Raw genomic sequence first — 15,072 nt, forward strand, 5'->3', positions numbered from 1 at the left:
ATCCGGAGCCCCGCATGAACACCAGCCCGAACGAGCCGAGCCGAAGAGCCCTCCTCTCCCTCGCCACCACCGCGGGCCTCACCGCCGCCCTCGGCACGCTGCCCACGTTCACCGCCTCCGCCGCCCCCGTCCGCCCCGCCGAGGTCCCGCTCCCCGCCGACGCCTCCCGCGAGCGGCTGTGGTGGCGGGCCCCGGGCGACGAGGGCTCACTCATCGAACAGGGCCTGCCCCTGGGCAACGGCCGCATCGGCGCCCTCGCGAGCAACGACCCCGGCCGTGAGCTCCTCCTGATCACCGACGCCACCATGTGGACCGGCGGCCTCAACGACACCCTCGACCAGGACGGCCAGTTCCCCTACGGCCGCTCCGACTTCGGCTCCTTCACGCTGCTCGCCAGGCTCACCGTCGACATCCCCGACCACGACCTCGGCGCCGTCTCCGGCTACCGCCGCACCCTCGACCTGGCCCAGGGCCTGGTCACCAGCTCCTACGTACGCTCCGGCGTCACCTACCGGCGCGAGATGTACGCCAGCCACCCCGACGAAGTCATCGTCCTGCGCTTCACGCAGAGCGGCGGCGGCCGCTACACCGGCTCCATCACCCTGACCGGCACCCACGGGGAGAAGCCGACCGTCGCCGAGTCGTTCGGCGCGGCCCTCCCCAACGGCCTGCGCTACGGCGCCGCCGTGAAGGCCCGCGGCAGCGGCGGCAGGGTCTCCGTCAACGGCACCCGGATCGACTTCGCCGGCTGCAAGGACCTCACGGTGGTCGTCAGCGCCGGCACGAACTACGCCCCCGACGCCGAGGCCGGCTTCCGCAACCCCTCCCTCGACCCGGAGGGACTCGCCCGTACGAAGGTCCGCGCCGCCGCCGCGGAATCAGCCGACGCCCTGCGGCGCACCCACGTCGCCGACTACCGCGCCCTGTACGGACGACTCGGCCTCTCCCTCGGCACCTCCACCGACGCGCAGCGAAAACTGGACACCTGGGAGCGCCTGCACGCCCGCACCCGCGATCCCGAACCCGACCCGGAACTGGAAGCGGCCTACCTCCAGTACGGCCGCTATCTCATGATCACCAGCTCGCGCGACAGCCTGCCGATGGGCCTCCAGGGCCTGTGGCTGGACGGCAACGATCCGGACTGGATGGGCGACTACCACACCGACATCAACATCCAGATGAACTACTGGATGGCCGACCGCACCGGCCTGTCGCCCTGCTTCGACGCCTTCACGGACTACTGCCTCGCCCAGCTCTCCTCCTGGACCGACACCACCCGTCGCCTCTTCAACGACCCGCGCAACCGCTACCGCAACTCCAGCGGCAAGAACGCCGGCTGGGCCGTCGCCTTCTCCACCAACCCCTACGGCGGCAGCGGCTGGTGGTGGCATCCGGCGGGCAACGCCTGGCTGTGCACCACCTTGTGGGAGCACTACGAGTACACCGGGTCACGCGCATACCTGAAGAAGATCTACCCGCTCCTCAAGGGCGCGTGCGAGTTCTGGGAGGCGCGGCTGCTCACCGTCACCCTCCCCGGCACCTCGACGGAGGTGCTCGTGGACGACCGCGACTGGTCTCCCGAGCACGGCCCGCAGGACGCCAAGGGCATCACCTATGCTCAGGAAGTCGTATGGACACTGTTCGGGAACTACTGCACCGCGGCCGCCGAGCTCCGGCGGGACACCGACTACGCGGATACGATCGCCGCACTGCGCAGAAAGCTGTACCTGCCGCAGGTCAGCCCGACCACCGGCTGGCTGGAGGAGTGGATGTCGCCCGACAACCTCGGTGAGACCACGCACCGCCACCTGTCCCCGCTGATCAATCTGTTCCCCGGCGACCGCATCCGCCCCGACGGCTCCACCCCGGCCGAGATCGTCGCCGGCGCCACCGCCCTGCTCACCGCGCGCGGTATGGAGAGCTTCGGCTGGGCCAACGCCTGGCGCAGCCTGTGCTGGGCCCGCCTGAAGAACGCGGACAACGCCTACCAGCTGGTCGTCAACAACCTCCGTCCGTCGACCGACGGCAGCAACGGCACCGCGTTCAACCTCTTCGACATCTACGAGGTGGAGCGCGGCCGGGGCATCTTCCAGATCGACGCCAACTTCGGAACCCCGGCCGCGATGGTGGAGATGCTGCTGTACTCCCGGCCGGGCCACATCGAGCTCCTGCCGGCGCTCCCCGGCGCCTGGGCCGACTCGGGCCAGGTGCGGGGCGTCCCCGCGCGGGGCGGCTTCGAGGTCGACCTGCGCTGGCGCGACGGACGCCCGGTCGAGGCCCGGATCCACAGCGTCGGCGGCCGCACGACGACGGTCGCGTACGGTGATGTGTCCCGCACGGTCACCCTGCGGCCCGGCGCTTCGGTCACGCTGAGGGACTTCGCCGAGTGAGGGCCGGGCTTCCGCTGGCCGCCGTCCTGCTGACGGTCGTCGCCTGCCAGTCACCGCCCGCCGGGGCGACCGCCGACGCGAGCGGCGTCGTCACCTGGGCGGCGAGCGCCGACCGCATGGCGGACGGCGTCGCCGGCCGCAGCTACCGGCTCGTCGTGCACACCAGCGTGGGCGGAACGGACACCCGGATCCGCCTCTCCAACGCCTTCGGGGACCGGCCGACGACCTTCGACAACGTCTACGCGGGCATCCAGAAGCAGGGCGCCGAGCTGCGGCGCGGCAGCAACCGGCGGCTGAGTTTCGGCGGTGCGCGCTCGGTCACCGTGCCGGCCGGCGAGACCGTGTGGAGCGACCCGCTGCCCGGCAGGCTGCCCGCCGCGACCAACCTCGTCGTCAGCCTGCACAGCCCGGACGCGGGCGGCCCGGCGACCGGCCACTGGATGGCCATGCAGTCGTCGTACGCGACCCAGGGCGACCGCACCGCCGAGGAGGGCGGCGACGCCTGGACCATCCCGACCGGTTCCTGGTTCTATCTCGACGCCGTCTCCGTGCGCGCCCGCGCGGGCACCGGAGCGGTGGCCGCCCTCGGGGACTCCATCACCGACGGCTGGCAGTCCACCACCGACCTGAACCGCCGCTGGCCCGACTACCTCGCCCGCCGGCTGCAACGTTCGGACTCGGCGGTGAAGGGCGTGGCCAACGAGGGAATCTCCGGGAACAAGGTCCTTGAGGACGGCCCCGGAGAGAGCGCGCTGAACCGGCTGGAGCGGGACGTTCTGTCCCAGCCGGGCGTGCGGACCGTGTTCCTCTTCCAAGGTGTGAACGACATCAAGGCCCACACCGGTGTCACGGCCGACGACCTGATCGAGGGCTACCGCGAGATCGTCGACCGGGCGCACGCGGCCGGCAAGTGCGTCGTCGGCGCGACCGTCGGCCCGTACAAGGGCTGGCTGGAATGGGACCCGGCCGGTGAGGCAGTGCGCCAGGAGGTCAACGAATTCATACGCACCAGCGGCGAGTTCGACGCCGTCACCGACTTCGACCGCATCCTGCGCAGCCCCTACGACCCCGCGCGGATGCTGCCCGCCCTCGACGGCGGCGACCACATCCACCCCAACGACAAGGGCATGCAGGCGATGGCCGACGCCGTCGACCTGACCGCCCTGGACTGCGACGACACCACCCGCTGACGTGCACGAGGGGCGTCAGCCCACCGCCTCCTCGCGGGTGATCAGGCCCTCCCGATAGGCGATCGCCACCGCCTCCGTACGGCTCGCGGCGCCCAGCTTGGCGAGGATGTTGGAGACGTGGACGCTCGCCGTCTTGCCGGTGATGTACAGCTCCTCACCTATCTGCCGGTTGCTGCGGCCGAGGGCGAGGAGCCGCAGCACGTCCTGCTCGCGTGCCGTGAGCACAGAAGAGCGGTCGGCCGGGGTGTCCGCCAGGCGGCCCCGGCGGATCAGGGCGTCCACGCGCTCCAGCAGCAGCGTCGCACCGAGCCGGGCCGCCGTCTCCCGGGCCGCCCGGGCCTCGGAGGTCGCCGCCTCGCGCTCGTCCGCCGCCAGCAGGGCCTCGGCGTGACGCAACCGGCAGCGCGCCCGCTCGTACTCGTCGCCGTAGTCGAACGCCGCCACCGCCTTCGCCCACGCCCGCACATCCGGTCCGGACACCGTCCGCGCCCACTCCGCCTCCGCGCGGGCCAGCCACGCCATGCCTTCGGGGCCCTGAGGCCTGCCGTCCCCGCCGCGTGCGGCCGTCGCCCGCGCCTGCTCGACCAGTTCGGTCGCCGTGTCCGCCCAGCGGCGCAGCCCCGCCTCGTCACCGGCCAGGCGCAGCTCGGCCGCCCGGTCGCCGACCGCGGACAGCGCGAGGGCGGCCAGCCGGACCGTGGCGTCGGGAAGCGACCCCGCGTCGTCGGTGAGCGCCGCGACCGAGGACCGCATCCGCTCCACCGCCGCCTCCACGTCACCGCGCCACGCGGCGGCGTCGGTGAGCGCGATCCCCGCGATGAGGGTGCCCATCCAGTCGAAGGGACCCGCCAGCAGGGCGTGGGCCTGCTCGACGGCCGCGAAGTCACCGCGCGCGAGAGCGACGTACAGCGCGGGACCGGCCGTGTATCCGCCCGCCGCGGGCAGCACGGCGGCGTCGGCCGCCGCCACGCTCAGGCACTCGTCCCAACGGCCCAGCGTGTACAGCACGAGCAGCCGCAGGTACCGCATCTCCAGCGGATACAGCGAGGACAGCAACCCGGCACGCCGGGCCCGGTCCAGCCCTTCCGTCAACCAGGGCAGCGATTCCTCGAGGTCCCCGGACTCGTAGCAGCCGACGGCGAGGCTGAAGAGGGCACGCATCTCCACCGGGGCGTTGCCCGAACGCCGCGCCAGATCCCGGGCCTCGCGCAGCCGTTCACGCCCCTGCGGTGTGCGTCGCCCACCGGCCTCGAGCACGGCCAGCGAGATGAGCAGGTCCGCCCGGGCGTCCGTCACCTGGAGTTTCTCGGCGGTGCGCAGGGCTTCGCGGGCGACCCGCAGGGCGGTCTCCTTCTCCCCGACGTGGCGGGCCGCCAGGACATGCGTGGCCGCCGCCCACACCCACGTCCGCGACGGGGGCTCCGCCGGGATCAGGGCGAGCGCCTCGCTGCTGTAGGCGAAGGCCGCCGTCAGGCTGTCGACGCCGAGCAGGTTCCCGGCGAGCGTGTAGCGCACCCGGGCGGCGAGTTCGGCGTCCGTGTCCTGGCCGACGCCCGCGAGCGCGGAGCGGGTGAGGGAGACCGCGCGGTGCGACTCCCCGGCGTGCGCGGCGGCGGCCGACGCGCGCAGCGTGAGCGTCACCCGGTCGGTGCCCTCGCCCGACGGGCGCGCGGACGGCTCCACCGACGACCACAGGTCCAGGGCGCTCTCCAGGTGCCGTAGCTCCTCGGCGGGCGCGCCGACCCGGTGCGCCTGGTCGGCGGCCTCCAGCGAGGCGGCCAGGGCCTCGGCCAGATCGTGGCTCTCGCGGTAGTGGTGGGCGCGCTCCGCCGCCGTCTCGTCCGGCCGGCCGCGTCCGGCGAGCAGCCGGGCGAACGCACCGTGCAGCCGGGCCCGTTCACCGGGCAGCAGATCCGCGTACACCGCCTCACGCGCGAGCGCGTGCCGGAACGCGTAGGTGTCGCCGTCGCCGGACACGAGCAACTGCCGTCCCACGGCCTCACGCAGCGCCGACTCCAGCTCCTCCTCCGGAATCCCCACGGCACCCCGCAACAGGTCGTGCTCGACGCGACGCCCCGCCACGGCGGCCGTACGCAGCACCTGCTGGGTGGTGTCGGACAGCTGCTCGAACCGGATGAGGAGGACGTCTGCCAGCCCGCTGGGCACCCCGCCGGCCTCGGTGTCCGTCGCCGCGACCAGTTCCTCCGCGTAGAAGGCGTTTCCCTCGGCCCGCTCGACGATCCGCCGGACCGTGCTGTCCGGCAGCGGCCGCTCCTGGACGGCGCGCACCAGCCGGGCCACCTCGGTGTCGGCCATCGGGCGCAGCTCCAGCCGCTCCACGACGGGCAGGCGCACCAGTTCGGCCAGCAGCGGCCGCAGCGGATGCCGCCGGTGCAGGTCGTCCGCGCGGTACGACGCGAGCACGGCCAACCGATGCGCGGGCGCCCCACCCGCCTGCCGCTGCAAGAGGCCACGACTCAGCAGGAACCGCAGCAGATCCCTCGACGACTGGTCGGCCCAGTGCAGGTCCTCCAGCACCAGCAGCACCGGCGCGACGTCCGCCAGATCGGCCAGCAGTCCGGCGACGCCCTCGAACAACCGCAGCCGGTCACTGACGGCGTCCGTGCCGCCCCCCAACAGCTGTCCGACCACCGGATGCGCGGCGAGGACGTCCGCGAACCGCTCGTCACCGGCGAGCACTCCCAGCACCTCGGTGAACGGCAGGTACGGCAGCCCGACATCACCGAGATCGACACAGTGCCCGGTGAGGACGACCATCCCGTCCCGAGCCGCCCGCCCGGCGACCTCGTCCAGCACCCGGGTCTTGCCCACCCCGGCGTCCCCGGCGATCAGGACGGCCCGGGCCTCACCGTCCCGGGCCCGCTCCAGCGCCGTGAAGAGGCGAGCCAGCTCGCCGTCCCGCCCGATGAGCGGCGTGGTGAAAGAGGTCTGCGACACGCATACATCCTGTCACTCACCACCGACAGGGCTCCTGCCCCTCAGGCGCGCAACGTCTTCGCCCAGTCGTCCGGCACCCGCCCCGCGGGCCCCGGCGTAGGCTGCTCGGCCGGATGACTCCCGGGCGCCGCAAGTTCGGGCCCCGACTCGTATATCTCGTTCGTGTCGTAGTTCCAGTACCAGCTCTCACCCGGCTCGAAGCTCTGCACGAAGGGATGTCCGGTCTCCCGGAAATGCGCCGTCGCATGCTTCGCGGGCGAGCTGTCACAGCACCCCACATGCCCGCACTGCGCACACCGCCGCAGATGGAACCACCACCCGCCGGCCTCGTCGCAGTCCCCGCACCCACTGCCGCTCGGCGGCACGTTCGGATCGATGCCGTTGACGTCGTTCATGAAGCCTCCTCGGACGTGAGTGGAAGCAGGACCTGGAAGCGTGTGTCGCCCGGTTCGGACTGCACCTGGATCGTGCCGTGGTGTTTGTTGGTCACGATCCGCCAGGAGATGTCGAGCCCGAGCCCGGTGCCCTCACCCACGGGCTTCGTCGTGAAGAACGGATCGAAGATCCGCCCCCGGTTCTCCGCCGGGATACCGACGCCCGTGTCACGGAACTCCACCATCAGCCGGTCGTGATCCGGAGCCGTCCGCACGGTCAACGTCCCTTCACCGCCCGCGCTGTTGATGGCCGAGACGGCGTTGTCGATCAGGTTGGTCCACACCTGGTTGAGCTCCGCCGGGTACGCCGGGACTCTCGGGAGCGTACGGTCGTACTCCTTGACGACCTTGATCTGCGGGCCGATCTTGCCCGACAGCATCAGCAGGGTGCTGTCGAGGAGTTCGTGCACGTCGGCGTTCTGGAAGGGCGCGCGGTCGAGCTGCGAGTACTGCTTGGCGGCGTCCACGAGGTGCGAGATGCGGGTGGTCGAGTCGTTGATCTCGTCCATCAACAGCTCGGTCTCGACGGTGTAGTTGAGCCATCCGATCGCGCTCGGCAGGATCTCCTCGTCCACGGCCGCCGCGACCTGGTCCAGCCAGTCCACGTCGAGACCGGCCTGGACGAAGGTGGGCGCGATCCGCCAGCCCTCCTGGATGCCCTGGTCGTCGAGCCAGTCGCTGAGCGCGTCCTCCCGGTCGGCGGCCTCCAGCGGACTGAGCGTAGGGGCCTTGGCGACTCGCTCGGCGGTGCGTTCCTGGATCTCGATGAGGTTGGCGATGACCTCGGGGGAGTAGGAGCCCTGCGTGATGATGGCGAGCTTGTGCCGCATCTTGCCCACGCGCTCGCGCAACGTGGAGGTCGCCCGTACGGCCGCCGCGGCGGGGTTGTTGAGCTCGTGCGTGAGCCCGGCGGACAACGAGCCGAGCGCCAGCAGCCGTTCGCGCTGCCCGATGGCCTGCTGGGTGCTCTTCGAACCGAAGAAGAGCCCCTCCAGCAGATGCACCGCCATCGGGAACCACTCCTGCATGATCTGCGCGAAGGTGTCCGCGGGCAGCACGAAGAACCGTGTCGGCTCCGTGACGCGCATGGAGTTGTTGTAGACCTGCCGCACCCGGTCACCCAGATACGCCTGCATGGACCCCGCATACACCCCGCGCTGCGAGGTCCGCGTCACCTCCACGTCGTCCCCGGCGACCCGGCGGGACAGCACGACCGTGCCCTCGATCATCACGTAGAAGCAGGTCGAGGGGTCACCCTCGGTGTACACGGGCCCGGGCTCGAAGTACTCCACCCGCCCCTCGTCGCACAGCCTGCCGAGCTGCTCGGGGGTGAGCTTCTCGAACAGGAACAGGGACCCGATCTCCTGGGCGTTGCACGGCATCGACTGCCCGCTCATGACTGCTCCAGATAGCGGTGGACGAGCATGACGGCCATGGCTCCCTCGCCGACGGCGGACGCGACGCGCTTGGCGGACTCGGAACGCGCGTCGCCCGCCACGAACACGCCGGGGACGTTGGTCTCCAGGTGGTACGGCGGCCGGTCCAGCTCCCAGCCGGCCGGCGGCCGCCCGTCGGACGAGAGGTCGGGGCCGGCGAGGATGAACCCGCGCTCGTCCCGCAGCACCGTCTCGTCCAGCCAGTCGGTCAGTGGAGCAGCGCCGATGAACACGAACATCCACTGGGCGTCGACGAGTTCGGTCCCCCCGTGGTCCACGTCGCGCAGCGTCAGCTGCTCCAGGTGGTCGGAGCCGTGCGCGGACTCCACGACCGTCCGGGCCCGCACCGAGATGTTCGGCGCCTCTTCGATCTGCTGGACCAGGTAGTACGACATGGACGCCGACAAGGACTCGCCGCGGACCAGCAGCGTCACCGACTTGGCGCCCCGCGCCAGGTACATCGCCGCCTGCCCGGCGGAGTTGGCGCCGCCGACGATGTACACGTCCTGCCCCTGGCAGGCGGGCGCCTCCGTGAGCGCCGAGCCGTAGTACAGCCCGCGGCCGGTCAGGTCGTCGCAGCCGGGCGCCGCCAGCTGCCGGTACGACACCCCGGTCGCCAGGATCACGCTGTGCGCGGCGACCGCCGAGCCGTCCGAGAACCGTACGATCCGGGCGGCCCCGCTGACCTCCAGTCCCGTCACCTCGCGCGCGGTGAGGATCTCGGCGCCGAACCGCGCCGCCTGCCGCCGGGCCCGGTCGGTGAGCTGCGCCCCCGACACGCCGTCCGGGAAGCCGAGGTAGTTCTCGATCCGGGAGCTCTGCCCGGCCTGCCCGCCCGTCGCCGACCGCTCCACCAGCACGGTCCGCAGCCCCTCGGACGCCCCGTACACGGCAGCGCCGAGCCCGGCCGGTCCGCCGCCGATGACGACGAGGTCGTAGAAGTCGGCCGTCGGCATCGTGGCCAGCCCCACCTTCGAGGCCAACTCGGGCGCCTCGGGAGCCACCAGGGGCGTCCCGTCCGGCGTGATCACCAGTGGCAGCCGCTGCCCGTCCTGCTCGGCGGCGGCCAGCAGCCGCCGGCCCTCGGGCTCGTCGGCGGAGTACCAGCGGTACGGCACCTGGTTGCGGGCCAGGAACTCCCGCACCTCCGAGGAGCGCGCCGACCAGCGGTGGCCGACGACCTTGGTGCTGGGCACCGGCCGGTAGTCGCTGCGCCGCCACGCCTCCAGCAGGTCGTCCAGGACCGGGTAGAGCTTCTCCTCCGGCGGATCCCACGGTTTGAGCAGGTAGTGATCGAGATCGACGACGTTGATCGCGTCGATCGCCGCGCTCGTGTCCGCGTACGCGGTCAGCAGCACGCGGCGCGCGCCGGGATAGACGTCGAGGGCCTGTTCGAGGAACTCGATGCCGTTCATCTGGGGCATGCGGTAGTCGGCCAGGATCACGGCCACGAGATCGCCGCGCAGCTTCAGCTCGCGCAGCGCCTGCAGCGCGGACTCGCCGGACTCCGCGCGCACGATGCGGTGCGACTCGCCGTAGCGCCGCCGCAGATCGCGGGCGACCGCCCGGGACACTCCCGGGTCGTCGTCCACGGTCAGGATGACGGTCCGCGCTGCGTCGGACGCCTGTGCCATACGTCTCCCACCCCGGGCTTCGCGTTCACGGCGCGGCGGTGAGCGTCAGGAGGCGCGGTCGCCGAGCCGACTTTCGGCCATCGTATGTTCGATCCGCCCGCTTCGCTCAGGTATGCGGGCGCCGCCCGATCTCAGGCGCGCCGTGGGCCGAGCACGCAGAACTCGTTGCCTTCGGGATTCGCCAGCGTGACCCACGGCTCCTCGCCGCTCTGCCCGACATCCGCGTGGCGCGCGCCGAGTGCGAGGAGGCGGGCAACCTCGGCCTCCTGGTCGTCGGGGCGGAAGTCGAGGTGGAGACGGTTCTTGACCGTCTTGCCCTCCGGGACCGGCCCGAAGATCAGGCCGGGCAGCCGGTCCGGCGCGGGCCTGATCTCGAACTCGTCGGCCGAGTCGTTCAGCACGACCCAGCCGAGAGCCGCCGCCCACCAGCGGCCGAGGGCCACGGCGTCGGCCGCGTCGACGTTCACCTGCTCCCACTCCAAAGCCATGGGTGCAGGGTAGTGAAGACTGGGGTTCGACGGACGTGACCGCGACACGAGGAGGCAGCCGGAATGACGCGCCCGATCACGGCAGGGGTGGACGGATCGGAGGAGAGCCTCGCCGGGCTGGCCTGGGCCGCCCGCGAAGCCGTCCGCCGGGGGCTCCCCCTGCGGGTGGTGCACGCCTGGCGGTTCCAGTCGCACGACGCGATCGACGCGGGGGACGAGGGCACCCAGGCACAGTGGGTGCGCGACGGACTGGCCGAGGCGGCCCGCACCGTCACCGAGCGGCACCCGGGCCTGGACGTGACCACCGACATCGTCGAGGGCCCGCCCGCCGAGACGCTCATCGCCGCCGCGGGCGAGGCCGAAATACTGGTGCTGGGCTCGCGCGGCCACGGCCGGGTCGTCGGGTTCCTGCTGGGCTCCGTCGGGCAGCAGACGATCGCCGGGGCCACGCGGCCCGTTGTGCGGGTACGCGCCGGGGACGAGCCGTCCGCCGAGGCCGCCGGGCGCGAGATCGTCGTGGGTCAGCAGGGCGACCCCGAGGACAGCGCCGCCGCGCTGCGGTTCGCCTTCGAGACGGCCGCGGCGCGTGGCGCGACGGTGCGCGCCGTGCGTGCCTGGACCCTGCCGCCGCTGTTCGCCTACAGCCCGGGCTCCCTGAAGCTCCTCGACGAGGCCGGGGGACTGGAGCCGTACGAGAAGAAGGCGCTGGGCGAGGCGCTGCGGCCGTGGCGGGAGCGCTTCCCACACGTCTCCGTCGTCGAGCACGTGGAGATGGGCAGCGGCGGCCAGGTGCTGCTGTCGGTCTCCGGGCGGGCCCAGCTGATGGTCGTGGGGCGTCGTGCCCACCGCACTGCCGTGGGCGCCCGGATCGGCTCGGTGGCGCACGGCATGCTGCACCTCGCCGACTGCCCGGTGGCCGTGGTGCCGCACGACTGAGCCGGCCGGACTTCAGTCGGACGTCGTCGGCTGCAGGGTCTCCCGGGCCTTGGGCAGGATGTTCGTGATGTAGTCCTCGACCACCCCGTCCAGGCCGACGTCGTGCTGCGCCCGCTCGCACAGGTACCAGCGGTGTTCGAGCAGCTCGTGGTAGATCTCGGCCGCGTCCATGGAGCCGCGCAGTTCCAGCGGTACGGCCCGCACGGTGGGGCGGAAGACGTCCCGCACCCAGCGGTGCGCGAGGACCTCGGGGCGGGCGCCGAGGGGGTCGCCCGGGGCGTAGTCGTCCTGGGTGGCCATCCAGCTCTCCAGGTCGTTCAGGAGGCGTCGGGCCTGGTTCTCCTCGGTGTCCAGGCCCGTCAGACGCAGCAGTTGCCGTTGGTGGTGGCCGGCGTCGACGACCTTGGGCACGAAGGTGACCGTGTCGCCGTTCGTGGCGTGCTCGATCTGCATCTCGGCCACGTCGAAACCGAGTTCGTTCAGTCGCCGTATCCGGCGTTCTATGTAGTGGTACTTGCCCGCCGGGTACACCGATGTGCGGGTCAGTTCTTCCCACAGGCCGTGGTAGCGGGCGCAGATCTCGGTGCCGAACTCGATCGGGTCCACCGAGGGGTGCAGCGCCCCGGACGCCTCCAGGTCCAGCAGCTCACCGCTGATGTTGACCCGGGCGAGGTCCAGGTCGTAGTCGCGCTGGCCGTTGCTGAGCTGCGGGTGCAGATCGCCCGTCTCCGCGTCCACCAGATACGCGGCGTAGGCGCCGGCGTCGCGCCGGAACAGCGTGTTGGACAGCGAGCAGTCGCCCCAGGCGAACCCGGCGAGGTGGAGGCGGACCAGCAGCACGGCCAGCGCGTCCATGAGGCGGTGCATGGTCGCCGGGCGCATCGTCGTCTCGAACATCGAGCGGTACGGCATCGAGCCGCCCAAATGCCGGGTGATCAGGACCGACTCCAGGGAGCCGCCGTCGGCGTCGGTGCGGCCGGTGACCACGGCGAGCGGGTCGACGGACGGGATGCCGATGCGGTCCAGGTCGCGCAGGAGCTCGTACTCGCGCAGCGCCGGGCGTTCGGCGAGCTCCTTGACGGCGATCACCTCGCTGCCCGCGCGGGCGTAGCGCACGACGTGCCGGGATATGCCGCGCGGCAGCGGGACCAGGATGTCCTCCGGCCACTCCTCCAGCGGCAGCTGCCAGGGCAGTTCCAGCAGGAGCGCGGGGTGCTCCGGGTTCGTCGCGCTGATCTGCAGTGCCATGGGGCGTTCGTCCTCGCCTAGCCGTGATCGTCAGCTCACCTTAGAGCGCGCGCTCCCGGGCCTGAAGAGCAGCTTCCTGCACCGCTCCACGGTGGACGGGGCCGTGCCCGGGGAGCATCACATCTCCCTTGAGGCCTTCGAGGACGTCCAGCGAGGCCACGGCGCGGGCCCGCTCGCGGTGGAACATGTCGGGCAGCAGCTGCGGCCCCTTGATCCGGGAGGTGGGGTGCCCGCTGACCAGGGCGTCGCCCGAGACCACCACACCGGCGCCGGGCAGATGGTAGGCGCAGTGCCCGTCGGTGTGGCCGGGCGTGTGCACCGGGACGGGCCGGCCGGGCAGGTCCAGCGGGCCGGCCGACGGGAACGGCTCGGGGGAGGCGACCGGGACGTGCGCGGTGCCGCCGGAGCGGATCGCGTGGATCGCCCAGGGCAGGACACCGGGCCGCCAGCCGTTCCTCAGGACCGTCCCGACGCCGACCTGGTGCAGGAACTCCCGGCGCGCGTGCGGTACTTCGGCCTCGTGGAGGTACACGGGTGTGCCGTACGCGGCGCGCAGGTACTCGGCGTTGCCCAGGTGGTCGGTGTGTGCGTGGGTGATCAGTACGGCGCTGACGGCCTCCGGTGAACTGCCCACCTCGGCAAGGGAGGCGAGGAGCTTCGGCCGGTCCCCGGGGTAGCCCGTGTCGATCAGCGTGACGGCCTCCCCCTCGGTCAGGATCACCCAGTTGGTGTTGCTGCCGTGCACCAGATAGGTGCCGTCCGCGACTTGCTGCACATCTGCGCGCATGATCGTCCCGCGTGTGAGGTCCGTGCTCGACGGACACAGCAAAGCAGATCGCGGGGCAAGCGTGTTCGGCGGGTCCGGACCGGTGTGGGGGCGTGATGAGGCGTTGCCCGGTGGAAGGGCTGCCCCCGGCACCGTCCACCGGAGGCAGCCCCCGCGCGCACCCGAAGCGGCCGCCTCTCCGCCTCAGTGCACGCCGTGCGGGCGGAACTGGATGCTGATGCGCGGTCCCGCGGCGCGCGTGGTCTTCGGAATGGAGTGTTCCCATGTCCGCTGGCAGGAGCCGCCCATCACGATGAGGTCGCCGTGTCCCAGCGGCCTGCGCACCGTCTCGCCGCCACGCGCAGGGCGCAGCAGCAGATCCCGGGGCGCACCCACCGAGAGGATCGCGACCATCGTGTCCTCGCGCGCGCCCCGCCCGATCCGGTCCCCGTGCCAGGCGACGCTGTCCCGGCCGTCGCGGTAGTAGCAGAGCCCGGCCGTGGTGAACGGTTCGCCCAACTCCTCGGCGTAGTGCGCGGACAGAGCGTCGCGCGCCTCCACCAGGACAGGGTGCGGCAGGGCGTCGTCAGCGCCGTAGAAGGCGAGCAGGCGAGGTACGTCGACGACGTTGTCGTACATCGTGCGCCGCTCCGCGCGCCAGGGCACCTCGGCTGCCAGCTGTTCGAACAGGGCGTCGGCCCCGCTGAGCCAGCCGGGCAGGACGTCGATCCAGGCGCCGTGGCCGAGCGAGGTACGGCGGATCCCGGGGAGGGACCCGAGCCGCAGCTCGTCGGTCTGGTCGAACAGGGAGCCCTGGAGGTGCGTGGCCATGGTTCCAGCGTACCGCTGAATCGAAAATCTGTTCCCATGAGATTTTCCGCTCTTCCCCGCACCCTCTTTGGATACATTCATGTATCGGATACATTCCCGTATCGAATGGAGGTCCGGACATGGCGGTGGAGGGCACGACCAAGCGCGTCACCAGGCGCCGCGTCCGCACGCGCGCCAATCTCCTCGACGCCGCGTTCGCGGTGTTCGCGGCCAAGGGGTTCGGCCGCGTCTCCATCGAGGAGGTCTGCGAGGCCGCCGGCTACAGCAGGGGCGCCTTCTACTCCAACTTCGACAGCCTGGACGAGCTGTTCTTCGCCCTCTACCAGCAGCGCGCGGACCTGATCGCGGAGCAGGTGTCCGGGGCCCTCGCCCTGGACGGGCCCGACCTGGACGTGCCGGCCGCCGTGGACCGGGTGACGGACGTGCTGCTGCTGGACCGCGACTGGCTGCTGGTGAAGACGGACTTCCTGGTGCACGCCGCCCGCGACCCGGCCGTCGCGCGGACCCTGCTGGAACACCGGGCACGACTGCGCGGGGCGATCGCCGACCGGCTCTCCCGCGCACAGGTGCACAGCGCACTGCCCGCCGTACTCGGCGACATCGACGGCGCCGCGCACGCCGTGGTCGCCGCCTACGACGGAGTCACCACCCAACTGCTGCTGGACAAGGACGTCGAGCACGCTCGCGTCTGGCTGGGGCAACTGCTCACCGCGCTGCTCACCGACGGCAGCGACACCACCGCATGAGGACATGAGGAAGGG

Annotated in this window: 12 protein-coding genes; 4 read left to right on the forward strand and 8 right to left on the reverse strand. The window is 71.9% G+C overall.

What is annotated here, in order from left to right:
• Nucleotides 1-14: 14 nt before the first annotated feature.
• Entirely contained in the window at nt 15-2,390 is a 2,376-nt protein-coding gene (locus ACWGDB_RS35510; RefSeq protein WP_453826229.1) for a glycosyl hydrolase family 95 catalytic domain-containing protein, read from the forward strand.
• On the forward strand, nt 2,387-3,580 hold the full coding sequence (locus tag ACWGDB_RS35515) for an SGNH/GDSL hydrolase family protein (RefSeq protein WP_453826230.1): 1,194 nt from the start codon (nt 2,387-2,389) through the stop codon (nt 3,578-3,580). The genes ACWGDB_RS35510 and ACWGDB_RS35515 overlap by 4 nt, the downstream gene beginning before the upstream one ends.
• A gap of 15 nt (nt 3,581-3,595) precedes the next feature.
• On the opposite strand, the gene ACWGDB_RS35520 is transcribed toward ACWGDB_RS35515, so the two are convergent.
• From ACWGDB_RS35520 to ACWGDB_RS35540, 5 genes are all read right to left on the reverse strand, one after another.
• Complete coding sequence (locus ACWGDB_RS35520) at nt 3,596-6,538, reverse strand: helix-turn-helix transcriptional regulator (protein ID WP_453826231.1); 2,943 nt, start codon at nt 6,536-6,538, stop codon at nt 3,596-3,598.
• A 41-nt stretch (nt 6,539-6,579) separates the two neighbouring features.
• Nucleotides 6,580-6,933: a UBP-type zinc finger domain-containing protein gene (locus tag ACWGDB_RS35525; protein WP_453826232.1), complete on the reverse strand. Its 354-nt coding sequence runs from the start codon at nt 6,931-6,933 to the stop codon at nt 6,580-6,582.
• Nucleotides 6,930-8,369 (reverse strand): ATP-binding protein, encoded by a 1,440-nt coding sequence (locus ACWGDB_RS35530; protein WP_453826233.1) that lies wholly within the window; start codon nt 8,367-8,369, stop codon nt 6,930-6,932. The genes ACWGDB_RS35525 and ACWGDB_RS35530 overlap by 4 nt, the downstream gene beginning before the upstream one ends.
• Nucleotides 8,366-10,042, reverse strand: coding sequence for an FAD-dependent oxidoreductase (locus tag ACWGDB_RS35535; RefSeq protein WP_383611253.1), 1,677 nt, complete (start codon nt 10,040-10,042; stop codon nt 8,366-8,368). The genes ACWGDB_RS35530 and ACWGDB_RS35535 overlap by 4 nt, the downstream gene beginning before the upstream one ends.
• A gap of 131 nt (nt 10,043-10,173) precedes the next feature.
• Nucleotides 10,174-10,530 carry a VOC family protein gene (locus ACWGDB_RS35540; RefSeq protein WP_453826234.1) on the reverse strand — a complete coding sequence of 119 codons (357 nt, stop codon included), beginning with the start codon at nt 10,528-10,530 and terminating at the stop codon, nt 10,174-10,176.
• Between the two features lie 63 nt (nt 10,531-10,593).
• Here ACWGDB_RS35540 and ACWGDB_RS35545 point away from each other — a divergent pair, with 63 nt between their 5' ends.
• Nucleotides 10,594-11,466, forward strand: a complete 873-nt coding sequence (locus ACWGDB_RS35545; RefSeq protein ID WP_453826235.1) for a universal stress protein — start codon at nt 10,594-10,596, stop codon at nt 11,464-11,466.
• Between the two features lie 12 nt (nt 11,467-11,478).
• Here ACWGDB_RS35545 and ACWGDB_RS35550 read toward each other — a convergent pair whose 3' ends face one another.
• The 3 genes from ACWGDB_RS35550 to ACWGDB_RS35560 all read right to left on the reverse strand — a co-directional run bounded on the left by ACWGDB_RS35550 (nt 11,479) and on the right by ACWGDB_RS35560 (nt 14,311).
• Entirely contained in the window at nt 11,479-12,714 is a 1,236-nt protein-coding gene (locus tag ACWGDB_RS35550) for a DUF4032 domain-containing protein (protein WP_453826236.1), read from the reverse strand.
• A gap of 40 nt (nt 12,715-12,754) precedes the next feature.
• Nucleotides 12,755-13,501 (reverse strand): MBL fold metallo-hydrolase, encoded by a 747-nt coding sequence (locus ACWGDB_RS35555; protein WP_453826237.1) that lies wholly within the window; start codon nt 13,499-13,501, stop codon nt 12,755-12,757.
• A gap of 183 nt (nt 13,502-13,684) precedes the next feature.
• Nucleotides 13,685-14,311, reverse strand: coding sequence for an alpha-ketoglutarate-dependent dioxygenase AlkB (locus ACWGDB_RS35560; protein WP_453826238.1), 627 nt, complete (start codon nt 14,309-14,311; stop codon nt 13,685-13,687).
• 119 nt (nt 14,312-14,430) lie between these two features.
• Here ACWGDB_RS35560 and ACWGDB_RS35565 point away from each other — a divergent pair, with 119 nt between their 5' ends.
• Nucleotides 14,431-15,057, forward strand: coding sequence for a TetR/AcrR family transcriptional regulator (locus tag ACWGDB_RS35565; protein WP_383611236.1), 627 nt, complete (start codon nt 14,431-14,433; stop codon nt 15,055-15,057).
• Nucleotides 15,058-15,072 lie beyond the last annotated feature (15 nt).

It is taken from the genome of Streptomyces sp. NPDC055013, from assembly GCF_053608645.1.

What these genes read in the sequence shown, in the direction of transcription:
- ACWGDB_RS35510 (WP_453826229.1), top strand. Translation starts at nt 15, where the DNA reads ATGAACACCAGCCCGAACGAGCCGAGCCGAAGAGCCCTCCTCTCCCTC.
- ACWGDB_RS35525 (WP_453826232.1), bottom strand. Translation starts at nt 6,933, where the DNA reads ATGAACGACGTCAACGGCATCGATCCGAACGTGCCGCCGAGCGGCAGT.
- ACWGDB_RS35530 (WP_453826233.1), bottom strand. Translation starts at nt 8,369, where the DNA reads ATGAGCGGGCAGTCGATGCCGTGCAACGCCCAGGAGATCGGGTCCCTG.
- ACWGDB_RS35535 (WP_383611253.1), bottom strand. Translation starts at nt 10,042, where the DNA reads ATGGCACAGGCGTCCGACGCAGCGCGGACCGTCATCCTGACCGTGGAC.
- ACWGDB_RS35540 (WP_453826234.1), bottom strand. Translation starts at nt 10,530, where the DNA reads ATGGCTTTGGAGTGGGAGCAGGTGAACGTCGACGCGGCCGACGCCGTG.
- ACWGDB_RS35545 (WP_453826235.1), top strand. Translation starts at nt 10,594, where the DNA reads ATGACGCGCCCGATCACGGCAGGGGTGGACGGATCGGAGGAGAGCCTC.
- ACWGDB_RS35550 (WP_453826236.1), bottom strand. Translation starts at nt 12,714, where the DNA reads ATGGCACTGCAGATCAGCGCGACGAACCCGGAGCACCCCGCGCTCCTG.
- ACWGDB_RS35555 (WP_453826237.1), bottom strand. Translation starts at nt 13,501, where the DNA reads ATGCGCGCAGATGTGCAGCAAGTCGCGGACGGCACCTATCTGGTGCAC.
- ACWGDB_RS35560 (WP_453826238.1), bottom strand. Translation starts at nt 14,311, where the DNA reads ATGGCCACGCACCTCCAGGGCTCCCTGTTCGACCAGACCGACGAGCTG.
- ACWGDB_RS35565 (WP_383611236.1), top strand. Translation starts at nt 14,431, where the DNA reads ATGGCGGTGGAGGGCACGACCAAGCGCGTCACCAGGCGCCGCGTCCGC.